12 protein-coding genes are annotated in these 12,885 nt (G+C 63.7%); 11 read left to right on the top strand and 1 reads right to left on the bottom strand.

What is annotated here, in order from left to right:
• The 5 genes from HV711_RS34105 to tssJ all read left to right on the top strand — a co-directional run.
• Nucleotides 1-242 (top strand): hypothetical protein (locus HV711_RS34105; RefSeq protein WP_254604905.1); only part of this gene is annotated, 242 nt, incomplete at its 5' end.
• Nucleotides 242-1,831: a type VI secretion system protein TssA gene (tssA, locus tag HV711_RS26850; RefSeq protein WP_035483716.1), complete on the top strand. Its 1,590-nt coding sequence runs from the start codon at nucleotides 242-244 to the stop codon at nucleotides 1,829-1,831. The genes HV711_RS34105 and tssA, both read left to right, overlap by 1 nt.
• Nucleotides 1,832-1,841: 10 nt before the next feature.
• The gene (gene tssF, locus HV711_RS26845; protein WP_035483715.1) at nucleotides 1,842-3,668 is read left to right on the top strand and encodes a type VI secretion system baseplate subunit TssF; all 1,827 of its coding nucleotides are present in this window, start codon (nucleotides 1,842-1,844) and stop codon (nucleotides 3,666-3,668) included.
• Nucleotides 3,665-4,798, top strand: coding sequence for a type VI secretion system baseplate subunit TssG (gene tssG / locus HV711_RS26840; protein ID WP_035483711.1), 1,134 nt, complete (start codon nucleotides 3,665-3,667; stop codon nucleotides 4,796-4,798). Before tssF ends, tssG begins: the two co-directional genes overlap by 4 nt.
• Before the next feature lie 13 nt (nucleotides 4,799-4,811).
• Complete coding sequence (tssJ, locus tag HV711_RS26835) at nucleotides 4,812-5,342, top strand: type VI secretion system lipoprotein TssJ (protein ID WP_015002265.1); 531 nt, start codon at nucleotides 4,812-4,814, stop codon at nucleotides 5,340-5,342.
• Between the two features lie 213 nt (nucleotides 5,343-5,555).
• Here tssJ and HV711_RS26830 read toward each other — a convergent pair whose 3' ends face one another.
• Nucleotides 5,556-6,191, bottom strand: a complete 636-nt coding sequence (locus HV711_RS26830) for a nitroreductase family protein (protein ID WP_082201557.1) — start codon at nucleotides 6,189-6,191, stop codon at nucleotides 5,556-5,558.
• A 307-nt stretch (nucleotides 6,192-6,498) separates the two neighbouring features.
• Here HV711_RS26830 and HV711_RS26825 point away from each other — a divergent pair, with 307 nt between their 5' ends.
• The 6 genes from HV711_RS26825 to HV711_RS26800 all read left to right on the top strand — a co-directional run bounded on the left by HV711_RS26825 (nucleotide 6,499) and on the right by HV711_RS26800 (nucleotide 12,746).
• Nucleotides 6,499-6,732 (top strand): MbtH family protein, encoded by a 234-nt coding sequence (locus HV711_RS26825; protein ID WP_013587898.1) that lies wholly within the window; start codon nucleotides 6,499-6,501, stop codon nucleotides 6,730-6,732.
• 3 nt (nucleotides 6,733-6,735) lie between these two features.
• Complete coding sequence (locus HV711_RS26820; RefSeq protein WP_035483707.1) at nucleotides 6,736-7,629, top strand: thioesterase II family protein; 894 nt, start codon at nucleotides 6,736-6,738, stop codon at nucleotides 7,627-7,629.
• 70 nt (nucleotides 7,630-7,699) lie between these two features.
• The gene (locus HV711_RS26815) at nucleotides 7,700-9,136 is read left to right on the top strand and encodes a cupin domain-containing protein (RefSeq protein ID WP_035483704.1); all 1,437 of its coding nucleotides are present in this window, start codon (nucleotides 7,700-7,702) and stop codon (nucleotides 9,134-9,136) included.
• Nucleotides 9,137-9,306: 170 nt separating this feature from the next.
• Nucleotides 9,307-10,197, top strand: coding sequence for a YqcI/YcgG family protein (locus HV711_RS26810; RefSeq protein ID WP_028362873.1), 891 nt, complete (start codon nucleotides 9,307-9,309; stop codon nucleotides 10,195-10,197).
• A 66-nt stretch (nucleotides 10,198-10,263) separates the two neighbouring features.
• A complete protein-coding gene (locus HV711_RS26805) occupies nucleotides 10,264-11,910 on the top strand; it encodes a cyclic peptide export ABC transporter (RefSeq protein WP_035483703.1) in 1,647 nt (548 codons plus the stop codon).
• A gap of 17 nt (nucleotides 11,911-11,927) precedes the next feature.
• The gene (locus HV711_RS26800) at nucleotides 11,928-12,746 is read left to right on the top strand and encodes an ATP-binding cassette domain-containing protein (protein ID WP_035483700.1); all 819 of its coding nucleotides are present in this window, start codon (nucleotides 11,928-11,930) and stop codon (nucleotides 12,744-12,746) included.
• Nucleotides 12,747-12,885 lie beyond the last annotated feature (139 nt).

Here is a 12,885-nt window from a genome sequence, read left to right as displayed (position 1 = left end):
CCGGTGCAGGTCCGCTGGACGTGTTGCAATTGCGTCATTTCATGTTGCCGACACGGGTCTTCGTCACCGGTGCGGCGAATGGGGCGGCGAATGGGGCGGCGAATGGGGCGGGGAATGGCGTGCCAAAGCGCCTGGCCACGGCTTTGCCAGCGCAGCCACCGCCGCTGCCGCCTGCTGCGATGGCCGCAGCGAGGCGCGCCGGGACGCCGTTGCCATACGGCGCGTTGCCGGAGGTGGAGTGATGCTGGCAGGACTGTTTGAGAAACTCTTTCCGGCACGGGACGACGGCGAGGAGCTGGCCCGCTCGCGCCTCGACGCGTGGAGTGCCTGGCTTCAGCCGCTCGCGGGCGACGCCGGTGTGGGCCGCGATCCCGGATATGAAGACACGTTTTTCCAGCTCCGGGAAGAAACGCAAAAACTCTCCGGAATCGACGATGGACTCATCATCCGCTCGTGCGAGCAACTGCTCATGGAGACCGGCAAGGACTTGCGTCTGGCCGGCTACTATGCACTCGCACGGCTGCGGCAGGATGGCCCCGCAGGTTTCGCGGATGGCCTCGAGTTGGCGGCAGCGCTCGTCGACCGGTTCGGCGAAGCCGCGCTGCCCGCACGCGTCGAAGCGAAAAAGGCGGCACTTGAGATGCTGGCCACCACCCGCATGATCGAGTTGCTGGAAACCCGCGGCGACTTCGCGTCAGCAGATCTCGAACGCGCGCTGGCCGCGCTCGACGTGCTCGTCGCACACACCGGAAGCTGGCCCGAGGCCGCGCGGCCCAACCTCCAACCACTCGTCTCACGATTCGAACGGAACGATGAAGCCACGGCAGGCACGCACCACCATGCCGTACTGCCTACCTCATCGTCGTCGTTATCGCGGGCACCGGCTTCTGGCTCGATCACTTCGACGCGAGATCTGCTGGACCAGGCGCGCGCCATGGCGACCTGGCTGCGGGATCAGGAAAACGGCTACCTGCCGTCCGTGCGACTCGTGCGCAGCGTGCGCTGGGACACGCTGCATGAAGTGCCGCCCGCCGACGCGACAGGCCGCACGCGTCTGGCGCCGCCGCGCATGGAGTTGCGGCAGCAGCTCAAGCGGCTCGTGCTGCAGAAGCAGTGGCACGAACTGCTCGAACGCATCGAAGGCGCTTTTATGGAGGGAGTCAATCACCTGTGGCTCGATCTGCAGTACTTCCAGCACGTTGCGCTGGATAGCGTCGGCGCACCGTACAGCACGTGGCGCGACATGCTGCGCGCGGACTTCGCGCTGTTCCTCGAACGGCTGCCTGGCATTGAACGGCTGGCGTTCAACGACGGCACTCCGTTCGCCGACGACGTGACGCTCGAATGGATCGCGCGGCACGCTGTCGTGCGCGATCTGGAAGCGGGCGAATTGCTGGCGTCGCTTCCGGTGTCCGCCGATAGCGAGGACGGCGCAACCGGCGACTGGCCGGAGATCGAGCTGCAAGCGCGGGAACTGGCTGGACGAGATGGCATCGAGGCCGCTTTCGCCTGGCTGGAAGCGCTGCCAGGGATGAAGACCGACCGTCATCGCTACCTGCAGCGGCTCGTGATGGCGCGCGTGGCCAATCACGCGGGCCGCGCTGACACGGCACTGGCCCTGCTCGCCGAGCTCGATGCCGGCACGCGTTCGTTACCGCTCGCGCGCTGGGAGCCGGCACTTGTCTTCGAGATCAAGCAGCAACTGGTCAGAGCGCTCAAGACGATGAGCAACCGCAAGGATGCCGACAAGCCAGGCCTTGCGCGTCGCATCGGCGAATTGCAGGCGGAACTCACCGTGCTCGATCCGGCGCGCTCGCTGACCCTTTCGTAACAAAAACTCCATGAAAAACGACGATCCAATTTTGCGCTACTACGAAAGGGAAATGCGCTATCTGCGCGAGTCGGGCAAGGAATTCGCGAAAGCGCATCCTGACCGCGCGCGCATGCTCAACCTCGATCGCGTGGGTGACCGCGACCCGTATGTCGAGCGGCTCTATGAAGGTTTTGCATTTCTCACCGCGCGGCTCCAGCAGAAACTTGACGACGAACTGCCTGAGCTGACTGAAGGGCTCGTGAGCCTGTTGTGGCCCCACTACTTGCGGATGATCCCGTCGCTGTCGGTGGTCGAGCTGATTCCGCTTGCGGAAAAGCTCCAGCGAACCGATGTCGTGCCGGCGGGCGTGCCGGTGCGCTCCGCGCCGATAGCGGTGCCGCTCGTGCCAGGCTCTGAGGGTACGACGCCGAAGACGGTGCAGTGCCTGTACCGGACCACGCAGCCGGTCACACTCCAACCGGTTGCCATCACGCACGCCGGCCCGACCGTGCGCCACGACGGCCGTTCTGTGGTCCGGCTCGGGTTTGCGCTGGACGCGTCGGCGCGTCGCCAGGAAACGGATTTGTCGCGGTTGCGCCTGTACCTGAATGCGGACCTGCCGACCGCGTTCGCGATGCATCTCGCGCTCACGCGCCAGGTCGATTCAATCGCGTGGCGTATCGAGGAAGCGAACCATGGTCAGGCCGCCGGCGAAGCATTGCCGCTTACCGGTGTCGCGCTCGAGCCAGCCGGGTTCTCGACCGAAGAGCGCCTATGGTCGAAGTCCGATGCGGCGTTCTCGGGCTACCAGTTGCTCCTCGAGTACTTTACTTTTCGCGAGAAGTTCCTCTTTGTCGACCTCCGCGGGATCGATATCACGAAACTGCCTGAGAAGGCGACCCGCTTCGAGCTCGAGATCCTGCTCAAGCATACGTATCCGTCGGACCAGCGTTTTACCGCGGAGAACGTGCGGCTCTTCTGCGCGCCGGTCATCAACCTCTTCGAACTCGACGCAGAGCCGATCGAAATCGGTCACCACGAGACGGAATACCGGGTGGTGCCGGCCGGCCATCAAGGGGAGCACGTCGAAACATACTCGGTCGATGCGATCGAGGCGTTCGATCACGAAACCGCGCAACGGTACGAATACGCACCGTTCACAACGTTCCGGCACCGCGGCGGCATGCTGCGTCACGAAGCGCCGGAGCGCTACTTTCATGCTCGCGTACGCCCCGGCGTCTCCGGGCTGCACGAGACGTGGGTCATTCTCGGCGGTCATGCGTGGGAATCCATGGCTACGCTGCCTGAGGAAAGCCTCTCGCTGCGCGTAACGGGTACGAACGGCATGCTGCCGCGCAAGGGTCTGCGCGAAGCGAGCATCGCCGAGCTTGCGGCGAGCACGCCGAACGTCGTGGGTGTGAGCAATCTCGTTGCCCCGACGCTTCCGCTCTATCCGCCGACCGGCGACCGCTTTCAGTGGCGGGTGCTGTCGCATCTCGCACCGAATTTCCTCTCGATGATGAACGCGGAAGTACTGCGCGGCGCGCTCGCGCTCTACGACTGGACTCATGACGAACTGAACCGCCGGCGTCTCGCCGGCATTCTGTGGGTTTCACAGGAACTGCTCGAAGAGGTCTCGGGCGGCGCTGTCGAACGCGGTGTGCTCATCGAAGTGACCCTTGATTCCCATGCATTCGCCGGTGAGGGCGATGTCATGCTCTTTGGTGAGCTGCTGCATCGCTTCTTCGAGCAGTATGCGGAGATCAATCTGTTTACGAAGCTGTCGATCGTGAGCCTGCCGTTGCAAACGCGCACGGACTGGCCGCGCAGCAAGGCACAGAGGGCGCCGCTATGAAATTGCGCGAGTTGCCCGATCTCGATCCGCCGAATCTGGACCCGCTGGTCGCATCACTGCTCACCCGCGCCCCGAAGATGAACTTCATGCAGCTGTGTCGTCTGCTCGAGGTGCGTGTACCGGCGCGTCCGGGCTTCGGCACGTGCGATACACCTGAGCACGAACCGGTTCGCTTCAGGCCGCGTCCCCGCACGGGGTTTCCGGCCGGTGAAGTAGCGTCAGTGGAGTTCCATGACGGGACAGATATCTTCGGCCCTGCGTTCGGCTCCCGCTTGCCGCCCACTGTGCGCACCACGTTCATGGGCCTGTACGGCGTCGACGCAGCGATGCCTCCGCACATGATCGACGATATCGTGCTGCGAGAGGAAGGGCACGAGGCCGTCGAGGCTTTTCTGGATCAGTTCCATCACCGCGTGGTCACGCTGTTGTACCGCGCATGGAAGAAGTACCGCTACGCCGAGAGTTTCCGCGCGGGCGGCAGCGATGCGCATTCACGTAATCTGCTGTGCGTGGCCGGCTTTGGCTTGGGCGATAAACCTCAGCGCGCTGGCTTGCCGGATTCGCGGATGCTCGCATTGCTGGGCTTGCTGATTCAGCGTACGCGAACGTCGGAAGGCCTCGCGCGCGTCGTCGCGCTCGCCGTCCCTGGCGTCGGCGTGCGCGTCGACGAATTCTTTCCCGTACTCACGCGGGCAGGGCAGCCGCGGCCGCTGACGTCCGGCGGCCGTGCTTCGGTTCCAGAAGACCGTGCGCAGCCCGGTCTTGGGGGCAGCTACGTGCTCGGCAGGCGGCTCGTCCATCGCGGCCGGGCAGTGCGGGTCATCTTGCGCCCGGCCGACGCGCAGCAGGCCCACGAGCTGCTGCCCGGGGCCACGCTTCATCGTGAGTTGCTGGCGTACGTGCAACTGTACGTGGGCGCGAAGGCGGACGTGCACCTGCGCATGGAAGTGTCGTCGCGGCTTGCACCTAAGCCAGCCATCGGTCACCCGTCAGGCGGACCGGCGCCGCGCCTCGCGTGGACCAGTGTGCTGCCCGCCGATGAGGAACGCCTGATCAATATCGCGCTCGGCGTCTACGAAGCATTCCCGAAGCCAGCGCCTAATCCACACCTCGCACCGCGCCATGCCTGACCGAGGAATATCGATGTCCATTCGTTTCGCTACCTCAACCCTCGCATCCGCTCTCCTGCTGTCGGCGTGCGGCGCGTGGCAGTCCGTTTCCGACGCGTCGTCGAGCGCGTACCACGCTGTGTTCTTCAAGCAGATCAAGGTGCTCAAAGTCGATCTTTCCGCCCGCGAAGCATTGAACCCCGATGACGCCGGCCGCCCCACGTCGGTTGCGGTGCGCGTCTATCAGCTGAAGGACCGCAAGATGTTTGACGGCGCTTCGTACGAAGACCTTTTGAAAAACGACCGGATCGTGCTTGCGCAGGATCTGCAGGCGAGCATGGCGTCCGTGCTGAACCCGGGTGCGTCTGCGAGCCTTACGCAGCCGATGCAGGCTGACACCAACTACGTGGCTATCGTCGCGTTCTATCGCAATCCGGGCACGGGCGACGGCTGGAAATACGCAATCGTCAGGAAGAAGCTCGACGCCGACAAGCCGTTGAAGCTCGAGCTGGTCGACCAGTTGCTTGTTGCGTCGGGCAGTGAGTCTCAGAACAGCTCCCGGTGATGGACCATCGGACACGCTTAACACTTTGTGACGACGTCGGGAACTTCGACCGCAGCTTTGCAAGGAGCAATGTCGAGTACTAGTCGCGGTATCGGAATATAAATTGGCGCGCCGCGTGTCGATCCACGGCAGTCGGTATCTGACTAATGCTCGACGCACAGCGCCGGATGAATGCGGTCGCTCGCCTGTTCAGCGCGTTGCGCCATCGACATTTCAGATCGACGCGCGCCCCAGCCATTCCCGCAAATAAAGCGAAGGCGACGGTCGCGAGGCAACGGCTGCGCGAGATTTCGGTGTCCCGACGAATAGAAAGCCGAGCACGCGCTCAGAAGACTCGAAATCGAGCGCAGCCTGCACGTTCGGATCGTAAGCGTCCGCGCCCGTCGCCCAGAAGCCGCCATAGCCGAGGGCGTGAATCGCGTTGAGCATATTCATCGCGGCCGCGCCGACTGAAAGCATCTGTTCAGCTTCGGGAATGTGCGAGCTCGCTGAAGGCGCTGCGGCTATCACGACGACGAGCGGCGCCGTGTACGCAAGTTGCCGCCGATGTTCGTGCTCAGCGCGCGCCTTCGCTGGCTCGCGGCGCGCCGCGGCATCCACGAGTATCTCGCCGAAATCGGCGCGCGCGTCGTCGCGTATCAGCACAAAGCGCCACGGACGCAGCGCGCCATGATCAGGCGCGCGCATCGCGGCATCGAAGATCACGCCCAACTCGGCATCGCTCGGACCTGGCTCGGCCAGCGGCCAGTGAGACTGGCGCGAGAGCAGCGTGTCGAAAAAGGCGTGCTGCGCGTTTGTCAGACTGTCGGAAGCGACGGAGTGGCTGAGGCGACGCTGTGAATTGGCCATGGCGAACGGCTTAAGTTTTGAATCCCCCCCATCATGGCGACAAACACATGCCAATGCAAATGATTCTTATTTGCTTGTCTGATAAAAGTTTTTGGCTTATGCTGCGTTCTTGTCTGGCGCACGTTTGCACCGCAGAGCCGAAGTGGGGCTTCGACCACGGGTCACGCCCCTTGATGCCCGCCGTGCCGACGGATCGCTTTAAATGTAAATGATTCGCATTTAAAACCTGTGCCAGATGCACGAGAATTGCAGTGGACCGCTCCGGCGGGACGCAGAAGGCAATACACAACTTCATTCAGGAGCCGCGATGAGCTGGGGTGACGAAAACAGCAATTTCGTTGTCGTTGTCAATCACGAGGAACAGTATTCGATCTGGCCTGACTACAAGGCCATTCCGGCCGGTTGGCGCGAAGCAGGCAAGTCTGGCAAGAAAGACGAGTGCCTGCAATGGATCGACGAGGTGTGGACCGACATGCGTCCGTTGAGCTTGCGTCAGGCAATGGCCGGCAGCGCAGGGCCCGAAGGCGTCACGAACGCCTGAAGCATGGGCACGGAACCGATGACTTCGTCCCGGCACGAAGCGCACGTGTCGAGCACGCTCACCCTTGTCTGCCTCGCGCATGCCGGCGGCAGTGTCGCGCTGTATCGCGATTGGTCGCAGCGGCTGCCGTCGTATGTGCAGGTGCGCACGCTCGAATTGCCGGGCCACGGTATGCGCCGTTTCTCGCCGCCGCATACCGAATGGCCTGCGCTCGTGGAGCAACTTGCGGACGAACTGCTCACGCTGATCGACGGTGCGGCTCCGTTCGCCTTGTTTGGGCACAGCATGGGTTCTCTCGTGGGGCTGGAACTCATGCATGCGCTGCGCGAGCGGGGCAAGCCCGGGCCTGTCTGGTTCGGAGCGTCCGCCACCATTTCGCCGGCGCGCCGCAAACATGAAACGCACTGGCTGAATTGTTCGCATGCCGAAATGATTGCGTGCCTGCGCGAGCGCGGCGGTACGCCCGCCGAACTGCTCGACGACGCGGATTTCGTCGACTTCATGTTGCCGCTCTTGCGTGCGGACTTTCACTTGTGCGGCATGCATCCGGCGCATAGGACGGCGCGCATCGTGTCCGCGGATAGCCCCGTTATGCCCGATTGCCCCATCGACGTGTTCGTCGGCCGGGACGATCCCGCGACGGCAAACAGCGCAGACGTCGAGGCCTGGGCGGAAGAGACGCGCGGCGCATGTACCGTGCACTGGTTCGACGGCGGGCATTTCTTTATCGACACGGCGCGCGAAGCGGTACTTGCAGTCGTCGCCGGATCGCTCGCGAAACGAGGCGGTCCAGTGCCAGGCATGGAAGAAGCGCAAGAAGCGAAATTTGCACAGCCGCCGCAAGAGTCGCAGCGCGCCGCGCCCATGACCGACCCGTTGCGCAGAGCCCTTGCATGAACCACTCGCTCAAAGCGCTGTGCAGCCACCACTCGCAGTTTGAGGCAACCCGGATAAGGACCGAATGACCATGAGCCAGGCTTCGCTGCCGATCTTCGATTTTTCGCCGTTCGTTGGCCAGAGCGGGCGCTACGTCGCGCTCATCAAACAGTTTGCCGCGGCCAAGCCGTTTCGCAGCGCGACCGTCGATGAGCTGCTGCTCGCCGACGACTTCCATCGCCGCCCGCTGCGGCCCGAGGACTTCGAGTTCCTCAAGTTCATGAAGCCGGTGCGCGAGCACAACGTGAGCCGCCTCCCGGCGCTCGCGTCCGGCCGCACGCTGATGTCGATTTACGAGCTCGACATTGCGCGCGCGCCTTCGAGCGGCGAGCCGGCAGACTGGCAACACTTTACCGACTTCTACCGCGAAGACACGCGCGAACTCGGAGCGCAAATCGCGCCGTTTCTCGAAGCGTATTCGTTCGAATACCTGACTAAAGATGTCGTCACTAGCGAAAGCGTCGACGCAACAAGTGCACGCGTCACGCGCATCGTCGACGAAGAACTCGCGTTCTGGAGCGCCACGTTCGAGCGTCTCATGCGCAACGATTACCTCGAGGAGGGGCTGCGCTTCATCATGGTGCAGCGCTGGGCGTTAGCAGTTTCGACGCGCCGCGCGCTCGCACGAGCTGCTGCGAGCGGCTTCTTCGACATGTTGCCGCCCGACGAACGGCCGAGCCTTCATCGCGAAGTGCCGGATGACACGCTCCTTGAACGCGTCGCGGCCGCGAGCGGCATCACGCGCCGGCAGCATGCGTACTGGCAGTTCTATCTGCCGACCAGCACGGCCAAATGCAACCTGTTGTATGCGCTCGCGCGTCGGCCGGATCGCGCATTCGGGCTCGTCGGCGCGGCATTCGCGGCCGAGGCTGAATGGCTCGCGTTCGGTCTTGCGCTCGAACGCGCGTGCGCCCATCTGCAACCCGCGGGTCGCGGTCGCGCGCAGGCGTCTGCGTTGAAAAGCGCGTTGGAACAGCGGGCGGCGCGCGCATTGGGGCGCGTGGCCGAAAACTTCGGCGCGGCCGCGCACGCACAATACGTGCAAGGTCTCGTCGCCGGCGAGCGACTTGCCGGGCGTGCGCGCTGGGATCTCGGCGAGCAGCTGCGCTGGCTTTCGTCGATTCGCGACTATGTCGCTTTCGCGCATCGCATCAGCTCGCGCATCGACGCCGAGTGTCCCGGTATCGATCGGGAGACCTTCGTCGAGCCGCACGAAATGTGTTCGACGACGCACGTGCATAACGATCATCGTCTCGTGACCATCGAAGAGGGCGACATGCTCTTCTGGGGCAACATCGGAATGCAGCTTGCCTTGCACAAAGGCGACATGGTGCTGATTCCAGATGGCCGTCTGCATGGCTCGACGGTGGTATCGAACGAATGCACGTATCACCAGCCGATCATTCCCGACGAGTGGGTCGAGGCCCTCGTCGCCGGGCTCGATGAACCGGCGGCTGCTTCGGCCTGAATGCGGTGCAACGACGAGCAAGCGGCAACACCATGCAGGCGCCCACGGCGAAGATCGACAACAAAGGTGCCTCTTCCCCACGACAGCAATATCGACGTCCCGGCCACGCGGTCCGGGATGCCTCGCGCGTTCGGCGCGTACAACAGTGGGTCAGGAAGAGAGAGCGAACGATGCAAAGTGGCAACAGTGCTATCGGAGAGGCAGATCGATTCGAAGTCAGCGACTGGAAAAGCCGGATCATCGCAGGCAGGGCGACGGGTGCGGCCGTGTCGGCGCCCGCGTGGCTGGACGCCTCCTACGCGACGCTGCGCGAGCAGGTGCTGGATCCGGCGTATCCGTGTTTTTTCGGCACGATGGCGGAACGGCGCGGCGAGATGTTCTACTCGTTCGTCAACGGGCGCGATCTGCGCGATCTACCCGCGACGATGCAAACCTTCGCAGAGCTCGCATCGCAGCCAGCGTACCGGAGAAACAATATCGCAGTGTTCTTCGAGCCGGACCCGCAGCCGCTTTCGCACGACGCCTATAGAACGTTGTTCTGGGGCATTCTGCAGCGCCTGCACGACATCGACCCGGACCCGTCCGCGGACCAGCAGCCGGACCCGATGGACGAGGCGTGGGAGTTTTCGTATGCCGGCGTGCAGATGTTCGTCGTCTGCGCGTGCCCGTCGTTTCGCGCGCGCCATAGCCGCAATCTGGGCCCAGGCATGGTGCTGCTGTTTCAGCCGCGTTCGGTGTTCGTCGACACGATCACGAACAAGGTGATTGGCCGCGAGGCGCGTAACCAGGTGCGCAAGCGCCTCGAAACGTGGGACGACATTCCCGCGCATCCGGATCTCGGCTTTTACGGCGATCCGGGCAACCTCGAATGGAAGCAGTACTTTCTCGACGACGCGAACGCGCCCATCGAGGAACGCTGTCCGTTCCTGAAACGCCGCACCCAGGGGGGGCATTCGGTGCATTCGGTGCAGGTGCACCGTCATGCGCCTGCCCACGGCACGCGTCACGAACACGAAAGAGCCTTCGCGCAAAGCGACGATGCGCGAAGCACCGATAACTGAGGGGGCCGGTGCGAGAGGCTGCCGGCTTCCGCCTCGTGCACTCACGCTCGCAATGGAAGGAGCTTCATGTCGTTACTTTTGCAACTGGTCAGCAGATCGCGCTGGATGATTGCCGCCGCGCTCATTACCAGCGTACTCGGTGGCCTCGGCAATGCCGCGCTCCTTGCGCTCATCAACCAGGCGCTCATCGCGACGCCGGACGGCCTCGCGCGGCTCGGCTTGCAGTTTCTCGCCGTGGGCCTCGTCGTACTCGCGATGCGCGCGCTCGCGCAGTCGCTCTTCATGTGGCTCGGCCAGCAGGCGAAGGCGACGCTGCGCATGCGCACCATCCGCCGCATCGGCGACGCCGCGTTTGCTCAGCTGGAAAAGCAGGGCGCGGCGAAATCGCTAGCAGTCCTCACGCAGGACCTCGATACGATCGTCGTGTTTTTCGTGAGCCTGCCTTCGCTTGCGATGCAAAGTGCGGTAATCGCAGGCTGTCTCGCGTATCTCGGCTACATGTCATGGCCGATCCTGCTCGTTGCAATCGTCACCATCGTGCTCGGCATGACGGGCTTTCGCTACGCGCATAGCCGTGCGATGTTTCATCTGCGCGCGTCGCGCAAGCGCGAGGACGACCTCGTCCGGCACTTCCGCGCGCTATTCGACGGCGCCAAGGAGCTGAAGCTGCACCGTGCGCGCAAGCGTGCTTTCGTCGAAGACACGCTCGCGAGCAACGTCGAGGCGGTGCGCGTGCAGCGCACGCGCGGCTACATGCTGTATGCGGCCGCGTCGAGCTGGGGCAACTTCATCCTGTTCGCCTTTATCGGTCTCACGCTCTTCGTTTTCGCGCGCTACATCAAAGTGGACCCGCACGTCATGTCGGGCTACGCGATCGTGTTCGTCTACATGATCATGCCGATCGAAGCCGTCCTGTCTGCGATGCCGAGCCTCAGTTCGGCGCGCGTTGCGCTCGAACGTATCGAACAGGTCAACGCGGAACTGCCGGGCGAAATCATGCTCGAGCCGCCAACCGCCGTGTCGTTCGAGAGCATTGCGCTCGACGGCGCCACGCATCGTTACTTCCGTGAAAAGGACAACGAAGTATTTACGCTCGGTCCAGTCGACCTCACGTTCCGGCCCGGCGAGCTCGTTTATCTGATCGGCGGCAACGGCAGCGGCAAGACCACGCTCGCCAAGATGCTGGTCGGCCTTTATGTGCCGGAGAGCGGCCGTCTGCTGCTGAACGGCGAGCCCGTCGACGAGGCGCGGCGCGATGTTTATCGTCAGCATTTCTCCGTCGTGTTCAGCGACTTCTTCCTGTTCGACACGCTGCTCGGCATGCAAGCAGACGGACTCGACGCGCAGGCGCAGCAGCTACTCGCGGACCTGCAGCTCGACCACAAAGTGAGCGTGAAAGACGGCAAGTTTTCCACGCTGGACCTCTCGCAAGGACAACGCAAACGGCTTGCGCTTGTCGTCGCCTATCTCGAGAACCGGCCGTTCTATGTGTTCGACGAATGGGCCGCGGACCAGGACCCGCTGTTCAAGGACGTGTTCTACGAGCGCCTGCTGCCGGAGCTGAAGGCGAGAGGCAAGACCGTGCTCGTCATCACGCACGACGATCGCTACTTTCATCTCGCCGAGCGCTTCATCAAGCTGGATTTCGGCCAGATCGTCGAAGAAGAAGCGGGCGCCGCGCGGCCCACGAGCCTCACGGCCGCCCCTCACTGATTCGGGATTCATCTTTCATGACCAGCAATCCGTCTGTTATCTCCGCGCCGCTCGCGCAAGGTGAACCGATGTACGAACTCGACGGCGTGTCGTTTCGCGTCGGCGAGCGCGTGCTGTTGCACCCGCTTGCCCTCACGCTGCCCAAGGCTCGTGTGTGCGGGCTGATCGGTCACAACGGGTCGGGCAAATCGACACTGCTGAAGCTGCTTGCGCGTCAACAGTCGCCGACTGCAGGCACGCTGCGTTTCGCCGGTCGTCCGTTGCACGCGTGGGAGAACCGCCAGTTTGCCCGTCAGGTGGCCTATCTCCCGCAGCACCAGCCGGCGGCGAACGGCATGACGGTGCGCGAGCTGGTCGCACTCGGCCGCTATCCCTGGCATGGCGCGCTCGGCCGCTTCACCGGGGTCGACGGCGAAAAGGTTCACGAGGCCATGACGCTGACCGACATCACGCGGTTCGCGGATCGCGCGGTGGACAGTCTGTCGGGCGGCGAGCGACAGCGTGCGTGGATCGCGATGCTGGTCGCGCAGGACAGCCAGTGCCTGCTGCTCGACGAACCGATTTCCGCTCTGGATATCGCGCATCAACTGGAAGTGCTCCATCTCGTGCGCACACTGAGTGAGCAACGCGGTCTCGGCGTGGTGGTCGTGCTGCACGACGTCAACATGGCCGCGCGATTCTGCGACGACCTGATCGCGCTCAAGGGCGGCCGGCTGCTCGCGAGCGGCAGCGCGACGGAGCTCATCGAAGAAAAGATGCTCGGCGCGATTTACGGCGTGCCGATGGGCACGGTCGCGCATCCGCGCGGCGGCACGCCGATCAGCTTCGCGTATTGACCGGCACGCGCGGGCCCGCGCTCGCCTCGCTTCGGCGATGAGCCGCGGGCCGCGCAGCTCCGGTACGACATAACGGCGTTCCCAAGAGACGCCAGGCTTTCCCCGCAATGACGAAATTCACGCTGCTGGCACGAGTGCA

It is taken from the genome of Paraburkholderia phenoliruptrix (assembly GCF_902859825.1).
Classification (GTDB): domain Bacteria; phylum Pseudomonadota; class Gammaproteobacteria; order Burkholderiales; family Burkholderiaceae; genus Paraburkholderia; species Paraburkholderia phenoliruptrix.
The sequence above is the reverse complement of the archived record's forward strand: the minus strand, read 5'-3'. Positions and strand labels throughout refer to the sequence as shown.

Coding starts and splice junctions, on each gene's coding strand:
- tssA (WP_035483716.1), top strand. CDS start 242: ATGCTGGCAGGACTGTTTGAGAAACTCTTTCCGGCACGGGACGACGGC.
- tssF (WP_035483715.1), top strand. CDS start 1,842: ATGAAAAACGACGATCCAATTTTGCGCTACTACGAAAGGGAAATGCGC.
- tssG (WP_035483711.1), top strand. CDS start 3,665: ATGAAATTGCGCGAGTTGCCCGATCTCGATCCGCCGAATCTGGACCCG.
- tssJ (WP_015002265.1), top strand. CDS start 4,812: ATGTCCATTCGTTTCGCTACCTCAACCCTCGCATCCGCTCTCCTGCTG.
- HV711_RS26830 (WP_082201557.1), bottom strand. CDS start 6,191: ATGGCCAATTCACAGCGTCGCCTCAGCCACTCCGTCGCTTCCGACAGT.
- HV711_RS26825 (WP_013587898.1), top strand. CDS start 6,499: ATGAGCTGGGGTGACGAAAACAGCAATTTCGTTGTCGTTGTCAATCAC.
- HV711_RS26820 (WP_035483707.1), top strand. CDS start 6,736: ATGGGCACGGAACCGATGACTTCGTCCCGGCACGAAGCGCACGTGTCG.
- HV711_RS26815 (WP_035483704.1), top strand. CDS start 7,700: ATGAGCCAGGCTTCGCTGCCGATCTTCGATTTTTCGCCGTTCGTTGGC.
- HV711_RS26810 (WP_028362873.1), top strand. CDS start 9,307: ATGCAAAGTGGCAACAGTGCTATCGGAGAGGCAGATCGATTCGAAGTC.
- HV711_RS26805 (WP_035483703.1), top strand. CDS start 10,264: ATGTCGTTACTTTTGCAACTGGTCAGCAGATCGCGCTGGATGATTGCC.
- HV711_RS26800 (WP_035483700.1), top strand. CDS start 11,928: ATGACCAGCAATCCGTCTGTTATCTCCGCGCCGCTCGCGCAAGGTGAA.